The organism is Orenia metallireducens, assembly GCF_001693735.1.
Taxonomy (GTDB): domain Bacteria; phylum Bacillota; class Halanaerobiia; order Halobacteroidales; family Halobacteroidaceae; genus Orenia; species Orenia metallireducens.
The window spans coordinates 189,972-203,288 of sequence record NZ_LWDV01000008.1; the positions used below are offsets into that span (position 1 = coordinate 189,972).

At 33.2% G+C, this 13,317-nt stretch carries 10 protein-coding genes; 7 read left to right on the forward strand and 3 right to left on the reverse strand.

Annotation, left to right across the window (positions count from 1 at the left end; all coding sequences use genetic code 11):
• Position 1 precedes the first annotated feature (1 nt).
• From U472_RS05765 to spoIIM, 3 genes are all read left to right on the forward strand, one after another.
• Positions 2-1,183: an endonuclease Q family protein gene (locus tag U472_RS05765; protein WP_068716435.1), complete on the forward strand. Its 1,182-nt coding sequence runs from the start codon at positions 2-4 to the stop codon at positions 1,181-1,183.
• Positions 1,164-1,862, forward strand: a complete 699-nt coding sequence (locus tag U472_RS05770) for a hypothetical protein (protein ID WP_068716436.1) — start codon at positions 1,164-1,166, stop codon at positions 1,860-1,862. The genes U472_RS05765 and U472_RS05770 overlap by 20 nt, the downstream gene beginning before the upstream one ends.
• A gap of 493 nt (positions 1,863-2,355) precedes the next feature.
• On the forward strand, positions 2,356-2,997 hold the full coding sequence (spoIIM, locus tag U472_RS05775) for a stage II sporulation protein M (RefSeq protein WP_068716438.1): 642 nt from the start codon (positions 2,356-2,358) through the stop codon (positions 2,995-2,997).
• A 192-nt stretch (positions 2,998-3,189) separates the two neighbouring features.
• Here spoIIM and U472_RS17185 read toward each other — a convergent pair whose 3' ends face one another.
• Both U472_RS17185 and U472_RS05785 read right to left on the reverse strand, forming a co-directional pair.
• Positions 3,190-3,699, reverse strand: a complete 510-nt coding sequence (locus tag U472_RS17185; protein WP_068716440.1) for a TM2 domain-containing protein — start codon at positions 3,697-3,699, stop codon at positions 3,190-3,192.
• Positions 3,700-4,024: 325 nt separating this feature from the next.
• On the reverse strand, positions 4,025-4,675 hold the full coding sequence (locus tag U472_RS05785; RefSeq protein WP_245684750.1) for an alpha/beta hydrolase: 651 nt from the start codon (positions 4,673-4,675) through the stop codon (positions 4,025-4,027).
• 989 nt (positions 4,676-5,664) lie between these two features.
• On the opposite strand from U472_RS05785, the gene U472_RS05790 reads away from it, so the two are divergent.
• The 3 genes from U472_RS05790 (at position 5,665) to U472_RS05800 (ending at position 9,438) form a co-directional block, all read left to right on the forward strand.
• On the forward strand, positions 5,665-6,840 hold the full coding sequence (locus U472_RS05790; RefSeq protein ID WP_068716442.1) for a phosphopentomutase: 1,176 nt from the start codon (positions 5,665-5,667) through the stop codon (positions 6,838-6,840).
• 366 nt (positions 6,841-7,206) lie between these two features.
• Positions 7,207-8,037 (forward strand): purine-nucleoside phosphorylase, encoded by an 831-nt coding sequence (locus U472_RS05795; RefSeq protein ID WP_141677948.1) that lies wholly within the window; start codon positions 7,207-7,209, stop codon positions 8,035-8,037.
• A gap of 96 nt (positions 8,038-8,133) precedes the next feature.
• Positions 8,134-9,438 carry a pyrimidine-nucleoside phosphorylase gene (locus tag U472_RS05800; RefSeq protein WP_068716444.1) on the forward strand — a complete coding sequence of 435 codons (1,305 nt, stop codon included), beginning with the start codon at positions 8,134-8,136 and terminating at the stop codon, positions 9,436-9,438.
• A 43-nt stretch (positions 9,439-9,481) separates the two neighbouring features.
• Here U472_RS05800 and U472_RS05805 read toward each other — a convergent pair whose 3' ends face one another.
• Positions 9,482-9,946: a chemotaxis protein CheX gene (locus tag U472_RS05805; protein WP_068716446.1), complete on the reverse strand. Its 465-nt coding sequence runs from the start codon at positions 9,944-9,946 to the stop codon at positions 9,482-9,484.
• Between the two features lie 331 nt (positions 9,947-10,277).
• Between U472_RS05805 and U472_RS05810 the strand changes: the two genes are divergently transcribed.
• Entirely contained in the window at positions 10,278-13,295 is a 3,018-nt protein-coding gene (locus U472_RS05810; RefSeq protein WP_068716448.1) for an AsmA family protein, read from the forward strand.
• Positions 13,296-13,317: the final 22 nt, after the last annotated feature.

A 13,317-nucleotide genomic window follows, 5' to 3' on the forward strand; every position in this document is an offset into this window, starting at 1 on the left:
TATGGAAGAGTACTTTATGGATTTGCACTTACATATAGGTAGGACTAATTCAGGTCAAGGAGTAAAAATTACAGCCTCTGATAGATTAACTATAGAGAATATCATCAGTGAGGGAGCAAGTAGAAAGGGGATAGATATCTTAGGAATCGTTGATGCCGCATCTTCTGAGGTGATTAAAGATATTGAGAAGCTAGTTGATGAAGGTAAGCTGATTCCTTTAGAGGATGGTGGATTGAGCTATCAAGAAAAGGTAACAATAATATTGGGTTCTGAGCTTGAAGTGAAATCTGAAGCTGGTAGACAGGCACATCTAATAGGATACTTCCCATATCTAGAGGATATCAAGGCTTTTAGCCAAGAATTATCTAAACATGTTACTAATATTAATCTCAGTACCCAAATGACCTATTTGTCAGCTAAAGAACTTTTTGGAGTTGTTGATAGCTTCGGTGGAATCTTAATTCCCGCTCACTGCTTTACACCCCATCGAGGTTTATATGGAAATTATGGTGATAGTCTAGTAGATATCTTTGGCGAAGAAGTTTTTCAGAAGGTTTATGCTATAGAGCTAGGATTGAGTGCAGATAGTGAATTGGCAGATTACCTTAATGAATTAGGAGAAAAGACCTTCTTAAGTAACTCTGATGCCCATTCTTTGGCTAAAATTGGTAGAGAGTATAATAAAGTTTTGTTAGAGCAGCCTACCTTCAAAGAGGTATTATTGGCGTTAAAGAGAGAGCAGGGAAGAAGGATAATCGGTAATTATGGATTGGAGCCTAGATTGGGTAAATACTATAGAAGTTATTGTTTAGAATGTGAGAAGACATTGGTAGATAATTACCCTGCTTTGAGCTGTTTTAAAGATAGTGAACATAAGATTGTAAAAGGGGTTCTAGATAGAGTTTTAGAAATTTCTAGTAGAAAGGATTCTTTTAGTCCCGATTTTAGACCAGAGTATCACCATCAGGTTCCTTTGGTCGATATCCCAGGTGTAGGTAAGAAGACTTTGGAGAAGTTGTTGAAAGCCTTTGGTACTGAAATGGAGATTCTACATAAGGCTGATCATAAGCAATTAGCAGAGGTAGTGGGTCAGAAGGTAGCAACAAATATAACTAGAGCACGAGAAGGAAAATTATCTATTCTGCCTGGAGGAGGTGGCAAATATGGAAAGGTTATCGAATAATAGAGAGGGTTTGCATACGTTAAATATTACATCAAATGCTTCTGGAGCTGCTCAGGCTGCTAGAAAGGGTGATGTAATCGTAATTGTTGATATTATTGATATGTCAACTACAGCAGAGGCTGCTTTAGATGCTGGTGCTATAGAGATATTTGGGGCTAGTTCTGATAAAGTATCAGTTCCAGTAACGGTCAATCCTGAGAAGATTGGCTATTTTGCAGGAAAGAAGGCTGTAAAGTATAACACAGAGTTGATTATAGTCACAGAGCCTAGAATGGGAACAGAAGCGGAGCGATTGAACAATATCCAACAGGCTATGGTAGGAGTTAAGCGCTCTGGAGCAAAGGTTGCTAAGATAATACCAAATATAGGTTCACAGGTGGCTGATTTAGCTAATTTTAAGGATAAGGTCGTTTTGATTATTACTGACTCTGGAGGAGCTGCTTTTGATGCTGCATATACCCATGGTGCACCACAAGTTACTACAGGAACTATTGTGAGAACAGGTATTAAGAAGGGGATTAAACCAGCTAAGGATTCAGCTAAACGAGCAATTGCATTGGCTGAGAAGTATAACACAGGGATTACCTTAGTAGCAGCTAGTTCTAACTCCTATGAAGATATCTTGGCAGCAGAACATATAGCTAAATTGATAATAGAAGAGGGCTTTTTGCAGGTTTGATGTAATAAAATTGGTTACTTGTAACATAATAATTAACATTAGAAATTGGGTATCTATGATATCCAATTTTTAAATTTAGATAAAGGTTTCGCCTAATGGCGAGTTACGTTTTCAGCCCAAGACTACTTCCTACGGGGCGTCCTTGATGCACCCCAAGAGTACTTCTTTAGGCGTAGTGCCTTCAGGGCGAAAAAGTAACCAAACCTACAGGTTCATAGAACCTTCCGTGGCAAAGCCAGCCTAATCAAGAAGGAAATTAAACTTTTCCGCAATCACTATTCATTGAGATTGAAAAATTTTAGAGTTCTAATTCAAAAATTATTTTAAAGCTATTATTTCTCTAGAATACTTGCTTCGTTCAAACACTAATTTCCTTCGCTTTTAAAGACAATAACTAGATGTCTTTCTATAACGATACTTTTGTCTTTTGGTTTTAACTTGTTACTCATTACCCGTCACTCGTCACTCATTACTGCTTTTCAAGGAGGTTTGAATGGCTAATTTAAGATATATAAAGTTAAAGATTAATAATTTCTTTCGAGATAATATGTTGATTTTAATCTTTATATTGGTCTGTTTTATTGGTGGTAGTATCGCTGGGTCTGTTGCTGCTAATACTTTGACTTATCAGCAGAAGACGGTTTTATTGAATTATTTATCTGGATTTATAACAGAGGTCAATGAACTATTAAGTGATAATCAGCAGCTAATAACTCGAAATGTTATTCTTGCTAATCTCAAGTATGCCTTGCTATTTTGGGTATTGGCAATTACTCTAGTGGGAGTAGTTGCTATCCCATTGCTGATAATCTTGAGAGGATTTATAGTCGGTTTTACTTCGACTTTTCTGATTCGGGAGATGTTCTTTAAAGGAGCATTGTTGGCATTGACTTCAATTATGCCCCAGAATTTAATTCTTGTTCCTAGCTTAATCTTAGGTGGATTTTTAAGTTGTATCTTTGTATTTAGATTTGGGGGAGGAATCTTAACAGGAAGAAAGTATAATCTTAAGAGGATGTTAGTGGGGTATTCCTTCTCTATGGTGGGGATTGCCTTGTTACTATTTTTAGCAGCCCTAGTTGAAATTTATGTAGTCCCATATTTGCTTAGGCTGGTGGAGGGGATAGTTATATAAAGGTAGCTGATAATTAAAAGGATAAAAGGCTATTTTTGTTAAATTTATATTATAATTTTGATATTGTAAATTGATGTAATAGTTGAGTCATGTGTCATGAGTCAAGATAGTAAAGGTCTTGCCAAAGACATATGACTCAAGATTTATAATTACTAATATTTATTCAATATATATATGTGGTGAAAAATATAGCTAAATATATCTACCACCGTATTTTGCTGCAAAAATATAGTCATTTGTAGATAAATATACTAATCCTTCAATTAAGCCTATCATTGTTGGAATACCAGTCCAACAAAGTAAGAGGTATACTATTCCTTGCCCAGTTTTATCTAAGTAAAATTTATGTATTCCAAAAGTACCAAGGAAAATTGCTAATAGTGCAGCAATAACCTTACTCTTTAAAGGAATAAGAGTTTTATGAGGAGATGGAACACTAGCTGTGCCAGTTGATGAAGAACTTGATGAAGAACTTGATGAAGAACCACCACCACCTCCTGCATTCATAAATACCATAGGTTGCTGTTGTTTGTTATCTTCTAACTTATCCATTTTTTTCTTACTTTCTTCGAATATCTCACTAACACATTGTTTACAATGATTTTTTCCAGATAATTCAGTATTGCAATCATTACAAATAAATTTGCCACAGGTAACACATGTTCCAATCGACTCTTTTTTAGGGTGAATATAACAATTCATCATTTTACCTCCTAATTTTATAAAAATATCTAATATATATTATAATATATATTAGATATTTGTCAACTTGAGACTATGATTAGGTAAAAAGGTTCAACTTAAAAATTTTCTTTAAAGGAATTCTATTTCTCAGGTTATCTCAATGATAGAGTATGTGTTTTCCGTAAGATTACTTCTTTGTGGTGATTAACAAAGGTAAAAGACTGATATAAGATTAAAGATTTAATTTAAAAACTTTTGAAGTAATCGGTGTATATCTGTTACAAAAGATATTTTTAAGGTAGTTATTATATTGTGATTATAAAAGAATGGGTGATAGTTTATTTTATCTTTTAAATTGACCAATTCTCAAGAAAGAATCAACTAATTCTGCTGTTCTAAATTGATGATGAATCTCTTTATGACCATAGGGAAGGATAATAAAATCTTTTAAGCCATAATAGTTTACAGAGCTGATTTGAACTCTACCATCATTCTCTTCTGCTAATAGCTTACCTAGTAGTAGATTGCTCTTATTGCCAGCAATTGCTCCTACTTCAACAGTGCTTATATCTTTTAAATTTAGTTTCTTTATGTTATTAGGGTGTAATGAGTCTAATGTTTTAAAAACCTTAGTGAAGGTAGTTGATAATTTTGCAGCTATAGTAGCCAATTGGCTTCCCTGATTTGGAGTAGCAATCAGAACAGATCTATCTATTTTAGCTGTATGCTTTGTCTTAGATAAGAAGTGTCTGATGATCAGTCCACCTGTGCTATGACCTACAAGGCTAATCTTTTCATTCTTATCTAGAGTTGGTATTATTTCTTCTACTCTTTCTTCAAAAAGAGAAGTACAATATTCGATTCTTTTAAAGGTTAAAGGGAGGCTAACTAATAGCCCATTATAGCCTAATTTAGTCAAGTTTTCCTTTAAGGTAATCATATCTTTCTGATTTTTATTATATCCATGTATTAAGATTACTTTCTTTGCTATCAAAATCACCTCCTGTAAAATAGCGTCCCTATTTATTTTATAACCTTACTTATTGAAGAGATTATCTCCTTAGTTATAAAATGATTTGTTTTGATCTTTTAATGTTTCTCTAGGTATTAAAAAATTGTTCTTTAATTCTTCATATTCGTGATTATCAATAATCTCCACTTCCATTAACCACCTAATTCTTCTTAAGAATAAATCTCTATCTATTGTTTCATCTAATTTTAAATACTTATTTTTTAAAAATTCATTTCGCTCATCTATCATGTTTTCTATAAAAATATGTACTGATTTTTTATTACGATTATTATAAAAAACTGGATTATAGAATCTTGACATTGAATATATTTATATGGTATATTACTTTTAAAATAAGTAACTAAAAATATTACTGCAAATGTAAATGACATAGAAAAAACCACGAGAAGAGAAGAACTAAACTTTCCTTTTTCACCTATAATGAATCCTATACTCATAACCAAAAACAGAAGTCCCAAAAACAGATGTACAAGCTGAGTTGACTTTATTTTTATTACTTTAGTACTAATTTCTTCAAAAGGTATAAATCTTTCTAAATCATTTTGAATAGATTTAACCTTAAGTCTAATGCTATTTTTTCACTTCAAAAATCCTATTTTCAAATAAATATTTTTGTTCTAATATTTTCATTTTAACATCTCCTATATAATAATTATAAATTTACTTTTCTACATAATTAAATGAGTTACCTTCCACAATATAAGTATAATGTAAATAGTAGAATAAAACCGTAAAAGTCCTTATAATAGAAATTAATAAAAAAAATTAATTTTTTTTATCAATTGAGCAGGGATTTTTAATCTTACCCAGAAATAATATACATAGAATTGGTCTGACGTCTAACAAGATGAGGATAAAAGTAATATTTGTGCAAAGATAGGTTAAACTAAATTATAGTTTACAGTGTACAATTTACAATTAGTAAAAACTAAGAATAGAGGTGAAATTTTATGAACATTAAAAGAGTAAATATAATTGTATTAGATAGTGTTGGGATTGGAGCTTTACCTGATGCTGCTGATTTTGGTGATCAGGGGGCAGCTACTTTACAGAATACTGCAAAGGCAGTTGGAGGATTGAAGCTTCCTAATTTAGAGAGTTTTGGCTTAGGTAATATTGCAGATATTGAAGGAGTAGCAAAAGTTGATAGTCCAAAGGCTGCCTGTGGCAAGATGGCAGAAGAGTCCAATGGGAAGGATACAACCACTGGGCATTGGGAGATAGCAGGACTTATCTCTAAAGACCCTTTTAGAACATATCCCGATGGCTTTCCTGATGAAGTGATGGATCAATTTCATCAAGCAATTGGTAGAGAGAGCCTAGCCAATAAGCCTGCTTCAGGAACTGAAATTATCAAAGAGTTAGGCGAAGAACATATGCGGACTGGTAAGCCTATCGTTTATACTTCTGCTGATAGTGTCTTCCAGATTGCAGCCCATGAGGATATTATCTCAGTTGATGAACTATATGAGATGTGTGAAAAGGCTCGTAAGATATTGCAAGGGGAGCATGCAGTAGCAAGGGTTATTGCTAGACCCTTTATAGGTGAACCTGGTAACTTTGAACGTACTGCTAATAGGAAGGACTACTCTCTAACACCACCTGAGAAGACTGTCTTAAATCATCTTAAAGATGGAGGTTATAAGGTGATGGCAGTAGGTAAGATTGAGAATATCTATGCAGGTGAAGGAATTACTGATGCAGTCCATACCAAAAGTAATATGGATGGAGTAGATAAGACTTTAGATTACTTAAAGGCTGAAAAGGAAGGTTTAATCTTTACAAATTTAGTAGACTTCGATTCTAAATATGGGCATCGTAGAAACCCAGAGGCCTATGCTAAGGCACTAGAGAACTTTGATAAGAGAATGCCAGAGATTCTAGAGCAACTAAATGAAGAAGACCTACTGATTATTATCGCTGATCATGGCTGTGACCCAACTTATAAAGGAACAGATCATACTAGAGAATATGTACCATTATTGGTTTATGGCGAGCAAGTAAAAGCAGGAGCTGAATTGGGAGTTAGAGAGACTTTTAGTGATATTGCAGCTACTCTAGCAGAAATCTTTGGAGTTAAAGGAACAGGGAATGGAACAAGCTTTTTGAAAGAGATAAGAAAATAGTTGACAGTTAATATTCTTAGAATCGAAAAAAATTATTGTTTGAACGAAGCAAAAATTGAACAAGGATTTAGAATTAAATTAAATTTAAACTAAATATTCTAATTAATGATAATGGTTAGTATTTAGGTTGCGTAGTGAGTTTAATTTCTTCTAGACTGGGCTGGGTTTGCCACGGAGAGTTTTTTGTTCTATAAAAACTCGTAGGTTTGGTTACTTTTGCGGCAATGGCAAAAGTAACTGGGGAAAAAGCTGATAAGCTTTCCCCAAAGAATATTTTAAATAATTTTAGTTAGATTGTGAGTAAGTTAATATAAAGTTAATAGTTAAACACTATTAACTTTATATTGGAAAAAGGGGGAAAAAACAATGCCAAGTGAGACTATGAAGAAGATTCAAGAGAGTGTAAACTATATTAAAGATCAAGCAGGTATTACTCCAGAGATTGCATTGATTTTAGGTTCAGGATTGGGAGTATTAGCTGATGAGATAGAGAATAAGACTGAAATACCTTATGGAGACATTCCTAACTTTCCAGTGTCGACAGTAGAGGGGCATGCGGGACAGTTAGTCTTAGGAGAGCTAGAGGGTAAGCAGGTTGTAGCGATGCAAGGGAGATTCCACTATTATGAAGGCTATGATATATCCTTTATTGCCTTCCCAGTAAGGGTAATGAAGATGTTAGGTGCAGAGAAGTTACTTGTAACCAACTCAGCTGGTGGAGCCAATCGCCATTTCAATGTAGGTGACTTTATGCTGATCTCTGACCATATCAATTTTACAGGGACTAATCCATTGATTGGAGCTAATGAGGATGAGTTAGGACCACGCTTTCCTGATATGTCAGAAGCTTATAACAAAGAGTTAATTAAATTAGCTGAAGAGGTAGCAGAGAAGAAAGGGATTACTGTTAAAAAAGGTATCTATGTTGGATTCTCTGGACCTACCTATGAGACTCCAGCAGAGATTAGAATGGTACAGAGATTAGGTGGAGATGCAGTAGGGATGTCGACTGTACCAGAGGTGATTGTAGCAAACCATATGGGAATGGGGATTTTAGGAATATCTTGTATTACCAATATGGCAGCAGGAATTCTACCAGAACCTTTAGGGCATGAAGAGGTTATTGAGACAGCTAATCGAGTTAAGCCTAAGTTTATCGAGTTGGTCAGAGGAATAATAAAATCAGTTAAGAGTTAACGATTGACAGTGTACAGTTAAGGTCTTAAAGGAAATTAATCTTTTGAATGGCAACTGTACATTGTACACTGTAAACTAAAAAGTGGGGGGGAACTAATGAGAGCCTATGATATTATTCATAAAAAACGTGATGGTAAGAAATTAAGTAATCAAGAGATAGAATTTTTAATTAAAGGGTATACCAAAGGTGAGATTCCAGACTATCAGATGTCAGCTTGGGCAATGGCTGTCTTCTTCCAAGGAATGGATAAAGAAGAGACTGCTAAGTTGACAGAGGCTATGGCTAAGTCTGGTGACAATATAGATTTGAGTTCAATCAAGGGCATTAAGGTTGATAAACATAGTACTGGTGGTGTAGGTGATACTACAACTTTAGTCTTAGCACCTTTAGTAGCTGCTTGTGGTGCACCAGTGGCTAAGATGTCTGGGCGTGGCTTGGGTCATACTGGGGGAACTATTGATAAGTTAGAATCTATTGCAGGCTTTAGTACAGCCTTAAGTATGGATAAATTTATCGACAGTGTTAATCAGAATAAAGTAGCTATAGCAGGACAGACTGGTAACCTAGCTCCTGCTGATAAGAAGCTATATGCTTTACGTGATGTAACTGCTACTGTTGATTCTATTCCTTTGATTGCAAGTAGTATTATGAGTAAGAAGATTGCCTCTGGAGCAGATGCTATAGTATTGGATGTGAAGACTGGTAATGGTGCCTTTATGAAGAGCTATGAAGGGGCAGTGAAACTGGCTAAGACTATGGTGGAAATCGGCCAAGAGGTAGGGCGTAATACTATTGCTATTGTCTCTGATATGGACCAACCTTTAGGATGGGCTGTAGGTAATGCTTTAGAGGTCAAGGAGGCTATTGATACCCTTCAAGGAGAAGGTCCCCATGACTTGACAGAGCTATGCCTGACCTTAGGAACACAGATGCTATTATTAGCAGAGGTTGCTAACAGCACTGAAGAAGCTAGAGAGATGCTAGAAAGAGCAATCAGTGACGGAAGTGGCTTAGATAAGTTAAAGGAACTAATTACTAACCAAGGTGGAAATCCTGAAGTAGTAGATAATCCTAATTTATTGCCACAGGCTAAATACAGCTTAGAGGTTAAAGCTCCAAGAGGTGGCTATGTACAGAGAATAGAGGCAGAAGAGGTTGGTATTAGTGCAATGATTTTAGGAGCAGGTCGAGAGACTAAAGAATCGGAAATAGATTTGGCGGTAGGCTTGACTTTGGCTAAGAAGGTAGGGGATCAGCTAACAGAGGGAGAGACTATCGCTACCTTATATTATAATGATAAGACTAAAGTAAAAGAAGCTAAAGAAATCTTATTAAAGGCTTATCAGATTGGTAATACAAAGCCTGAATTGAATCCATTGATTTATGAGATTATAGATTAAAAGTAAAAGAAGTGGTTCACTTAATTAAGTGAACCACTTCTTTTTATTTCTTCTCCTCTAAAGAGACATTAATTTCAAAATCACCGATTTCAGTATGCAAAGGAATTACTAAGAATTGCCTTTGATTTGTCGTAATCTGTACATTATCCCCATATGTAATTGATGGAGGAGTGATATCACATTGATAATCTAACTCAGATAACTTAGTAAGTGAATTTCCTGTAACTATATTAGCTAATTCTCCAATAGCGGAGCTTACTAATTCGTCGAATCCATCCATTGACATCCCTGACATTTTGGCAAATACCTCTAAGGCTGTCTGTTCAGACATACTATAATAGATAAATCCTTTTAAATCTCCAGTAACTCCGATAGAAGCATTGACTTTTTGAGCTGAAAAAGGGCTTTTGCGAAGAGTTAACTCCCCTCTGTTAACATCTATTTGCATCATATTTTTCAGTACACTCTTAGCAGCTTCAAATATTGGATTAATATATTTCTGATTCATATCTATTACCCCCTTTATTAAAATATAATTATATACGAAGCCTTTAAAACTTTCTATATAGTTAATTCTAGAAAAAAGCCGATTATCCTTTTACATTGTAAAAAATATATTATTATTCAAAATTCTTTGAATAATAATCAAATAGTTCTTAACTTAGGTTTAGTAATGTTGTAGAATTAATTTTATAAATTTGGAAAGAGGAAAAAGGAGTTAACCTAAGAATTTAAATAGTAAAAGAATAGATTTATTATTATGGTTATTAATATCTTATATATTAAAATAGTTTCTATCAGTAGAGCAATTAATTTTTAATAGGAGGTAAATATAGTTTATGAAACCAGGGTTAAAGAAGAATAATGGTCTAAATATTAAAAGGATATCTGTATATTTATTATTAACAATTTTAGTTATTTTAATTGGAGGGATTCTATATTTAAAGAGTTATTTCAATTCTGATAAATTAGAAAAGATGATAATCCCTAAGCTAGAGGAAAATTTGCATAGAGAGGTTATAATTGAAGATATCTCTCTTAAATTCTTAAGTGGTTTTGGTTTAAGAATTGATGGTTTTAAGATTCTTAATGGTGATGGCTTTAAAGAGAGATACTTTACTGAATTTGATACTTTTAATTTGAATGTAGCTCTATTACCTTTGTTACATAAAGAGATAAAGATTAAAGAGGTCAATTTAATTAAACCTATTGTCTCTTTGGAGGTTAATGAATCTGGAGAGGTAAATTATCAATTTGTAGCTAAACAAGAGAATAGTGATGATAAGAACAAGGAGTCAAGCCAGATTGGTCTAAACTTTAATTTAGATAAATTAGAGATAATTGATGGTAGAGTAAGATATTTAGACCAGAGCTCTAATTTGGACATTAAGCTAGAGAATATTAACTCTAGGATTACTCTTTTATTAGATGGAAAAGAAGATAAGCTGATAACAGCAGGAGAATCCAAGATTGGGAATATAGTTATTTTAGGCTTAGCAAATAATCTGCATTTTAAAGATTTAGGTTTTAATCTAGAACATCAGTTAAATTTTGACTTAGTAGAGCAGAGGTTAAATTTTGAGAAATTGAATCTAGGTATAGGAGAGCTTGATTTAAGTAGTAAGTTGCAATTAATTTTAGGAGAAGATACTCTGCAAGTGGACAATTTTGCTGGAAAGGTAGAAAGCTCAACTTTTGGATTAAAAGCTGAGCTAATTGACTTTTCTAATCCTAAATTAGATTTAGAGTTAAAGACCGATGTAAAGCTTAAAGAGTTATTAGCTAAGTTACCAATAGAATTAAATTTGGACTTAACAGGTCAGGTAAGCTCAGATATATCTGCTAAGAATATTAGTTTAAAAGATATTAAGAAAAATATAAAAAATATCAATTTAAATGGTCAGATTGGATTAGTTGATTTAAAGTTGAATAATAATCAGTTACCTGTTGATCTAAAAGAGGTAGATGCTCAGCTGAAAGTAAATAATAAAGAACTTAGAATTGATAATTTTGTAATTGGAGTAGCTGATGATAAGGTTAAGAGTACTTTATTAGTAGTTGATTGGAAGGAACTAGTAACTGATATAATTAATAAAGAAGATAATTTAGGAGGTAATATAGACTTATCTTTAGAGGCAGATACTCTAAATTTAGATAAGTTAATCATGACTAATAGCTCAGTAAAATCAATAGAGGAGAAGAATAAAACAGAAGATAATAGCAAAGAAATTTATCTGCCAGACTTTAATTTAGTAGCTAATCTTCATATAGGTTCTTTAGCTTATCAAGATAGTCAGTATCAGAATATTGATGGAAAGTTTAAGATAGCAGATTCTATAATTAATATAGATAAGATTGAGGTTAATAAAGATGATTCTAAGGTAAGGATTAATGGTATGATAGATTATCGACCTTTTGCTCAAAGTGGTAATATTGATCAGATAGATATCGATTTAAATCTAGATAGTGATTTGAATTTAGCTATGGTTAAAGAAGAGATTGATAAAATAAGCCCTGAATTTAAAGAGTATAATTTTGCTGGAAGGATAAAATCAGATCTTAAAGCAGAATTTGCAGTCAAAAATCTAATTGTAGAACCGATGAATAATTTAGATAAAATTAAAGTCTTAGGAGATATAACCTTGATAGGAGAGCAGATAAGAGTTCGCCAATTAACTCAAGAGATAAAAACTTTAGAAGGAAGGGTCAGAGTTGATAATAAGAGTTTAGAGCTATTATATGGAAGGTTGGATTTAGCAGAGAGTGACCTAGCTACAAAGGTTTCGGTATCAGATTGGCGGAAGCTCTTAACTGCATTAAAGGAGCAGAAGAAGAGTGATGTGGTAATAGAGATAGAGTTAGATTCTAATTCATTATCTATAGATGAGCTACTGGCCTTGTTACCTACTACCAAAAAAGAAACAACAGATGAAGAGGTACAAGAGAAAGAGTTAGCTGAACTACTACCTAATTTTAAAGTAAGGTCCAAAGTAAATATTAATCAGCTAAAATACCAAAGGTTAAAGATAAAAGACTTGAATTTAGAGGCAGATTTTGAGAATAAGACTATCTCTATAGATAATTTTAAAACAAATATCAAAGATGGTAAAATTAAAAGTAGAGGAAAGATTGATTTAGCTAAAGAAAGCCCTACCTATCGAGGGAAGTTAAAGGTTGATAACATTGAGGTCAATCAGATATTAAGTTTATTTACTGACTTTGATAATAAGCTATATGGTAAGATTAATTTAGATACTAAGCTTGGTGGTACTGGATTGGAGTTAGATAAAATTTTAGAATCAGCTACCTTACAAGGGGAAGCTTTAATTGCTCAAGGAGAATTAAAGAATTTTATATTAATCGATAAGCTAAATAGTTGGTTTGATATATTTGATGATAATAAATTAGATTTTAAAGACCTCGATGGGAATATCAATTTAAAGGATGGTAAGTTATATTTAAATGGCTTTAAATCTAAGACTAAATTTGGAGAGTTAGAGTTTGCGGGCTATTCAACCTTAAATGGTGATTTAAATTATAAGTTGACCTATTTGATTTCTGAAGAGGAGTCCAGTAAGTTAAGCTTGAAAGAGAAAGAACTATTCTATACTCCTCAAACTAAGCAGGTGCAACTTGACTTTAAATTAAAGGGAACTGTAACTAATCCAGAGCTTAGTTGGGATAAATCAATAATAGAAGAACGGGCAAAACAGAAAGTAGAAGAGAAGGTTGATAAGAAGTTAGAGGAAGGTAAGGATAAGCTTGAAGAAGAGAAAGAGAAGGCAAAGGATAAGATTAAGGAAGAATTAGAGGAGAAGAAAGAAGAGATTAAGGATATCTTTAAAGGGTTATTTTAATTTTATCCTTATTTTTACAATC

Coding starts and splice junctions, on each gene's coding strand:
- U472_RS05765 (WP_068716435.1), top strand. CDS start 2: ATGGAAGAGTACTTTATGGATTTGCACTTACATATAGGTAGGACTAAT.
- U472_RS05770 (WP_068716436.1), top strand. CDS start 1,164: ATGGAAAGGTTATCGAATAATAGAGAGGGTTTGCATACGTTAAATATT.
- spoIIM (WP_068716438.1), top strand. CDS start 2,356: ATGGCTAATTTAAGATATATAAAGTTAAAGATTAATAATTTCTTTCGA.
- U472_RS17185 (WP_068716440.1), bottom strand. CDS start 3,699: ATGAATTGTTATATTCACCCTAAAAAAGAGTCGATTGGAACATGTGTT.
- U472_RS05790 (WP_068716442.1), top strand. CDS start 5,665: ATGAACATTAAAAGAGTAAATATAATTGTATTAGATAGTGTTGGGATT.
- U472_RS05795 (WP_141677948.1), top strand. CDS start 7,207: ATGCCAAGTGAGACTATGAAGAAGATTCAAGAGAGTGTAAACTATATT.
- U472_RS05800 (WP_068716444.1), top strand. CDS start 8,134: ATGAGAGCCTATGATATTATTCATAAAAAACGTGATGGTAAGAAATTA.
- U472_RS05805 (WP_068716446.1), bottom strand. CDS start 9,946: ATGAATCAGAAATATATTAATCCAATATTTGAAGCTGCTAAGAGTGTA.
- U472_RS05810 (WP_068716448.1), top strand. CDS start 10,278: ATGAAACCAGGGTTAAAGAAGAATAATGGTCTAAATATTAAAAGGATA.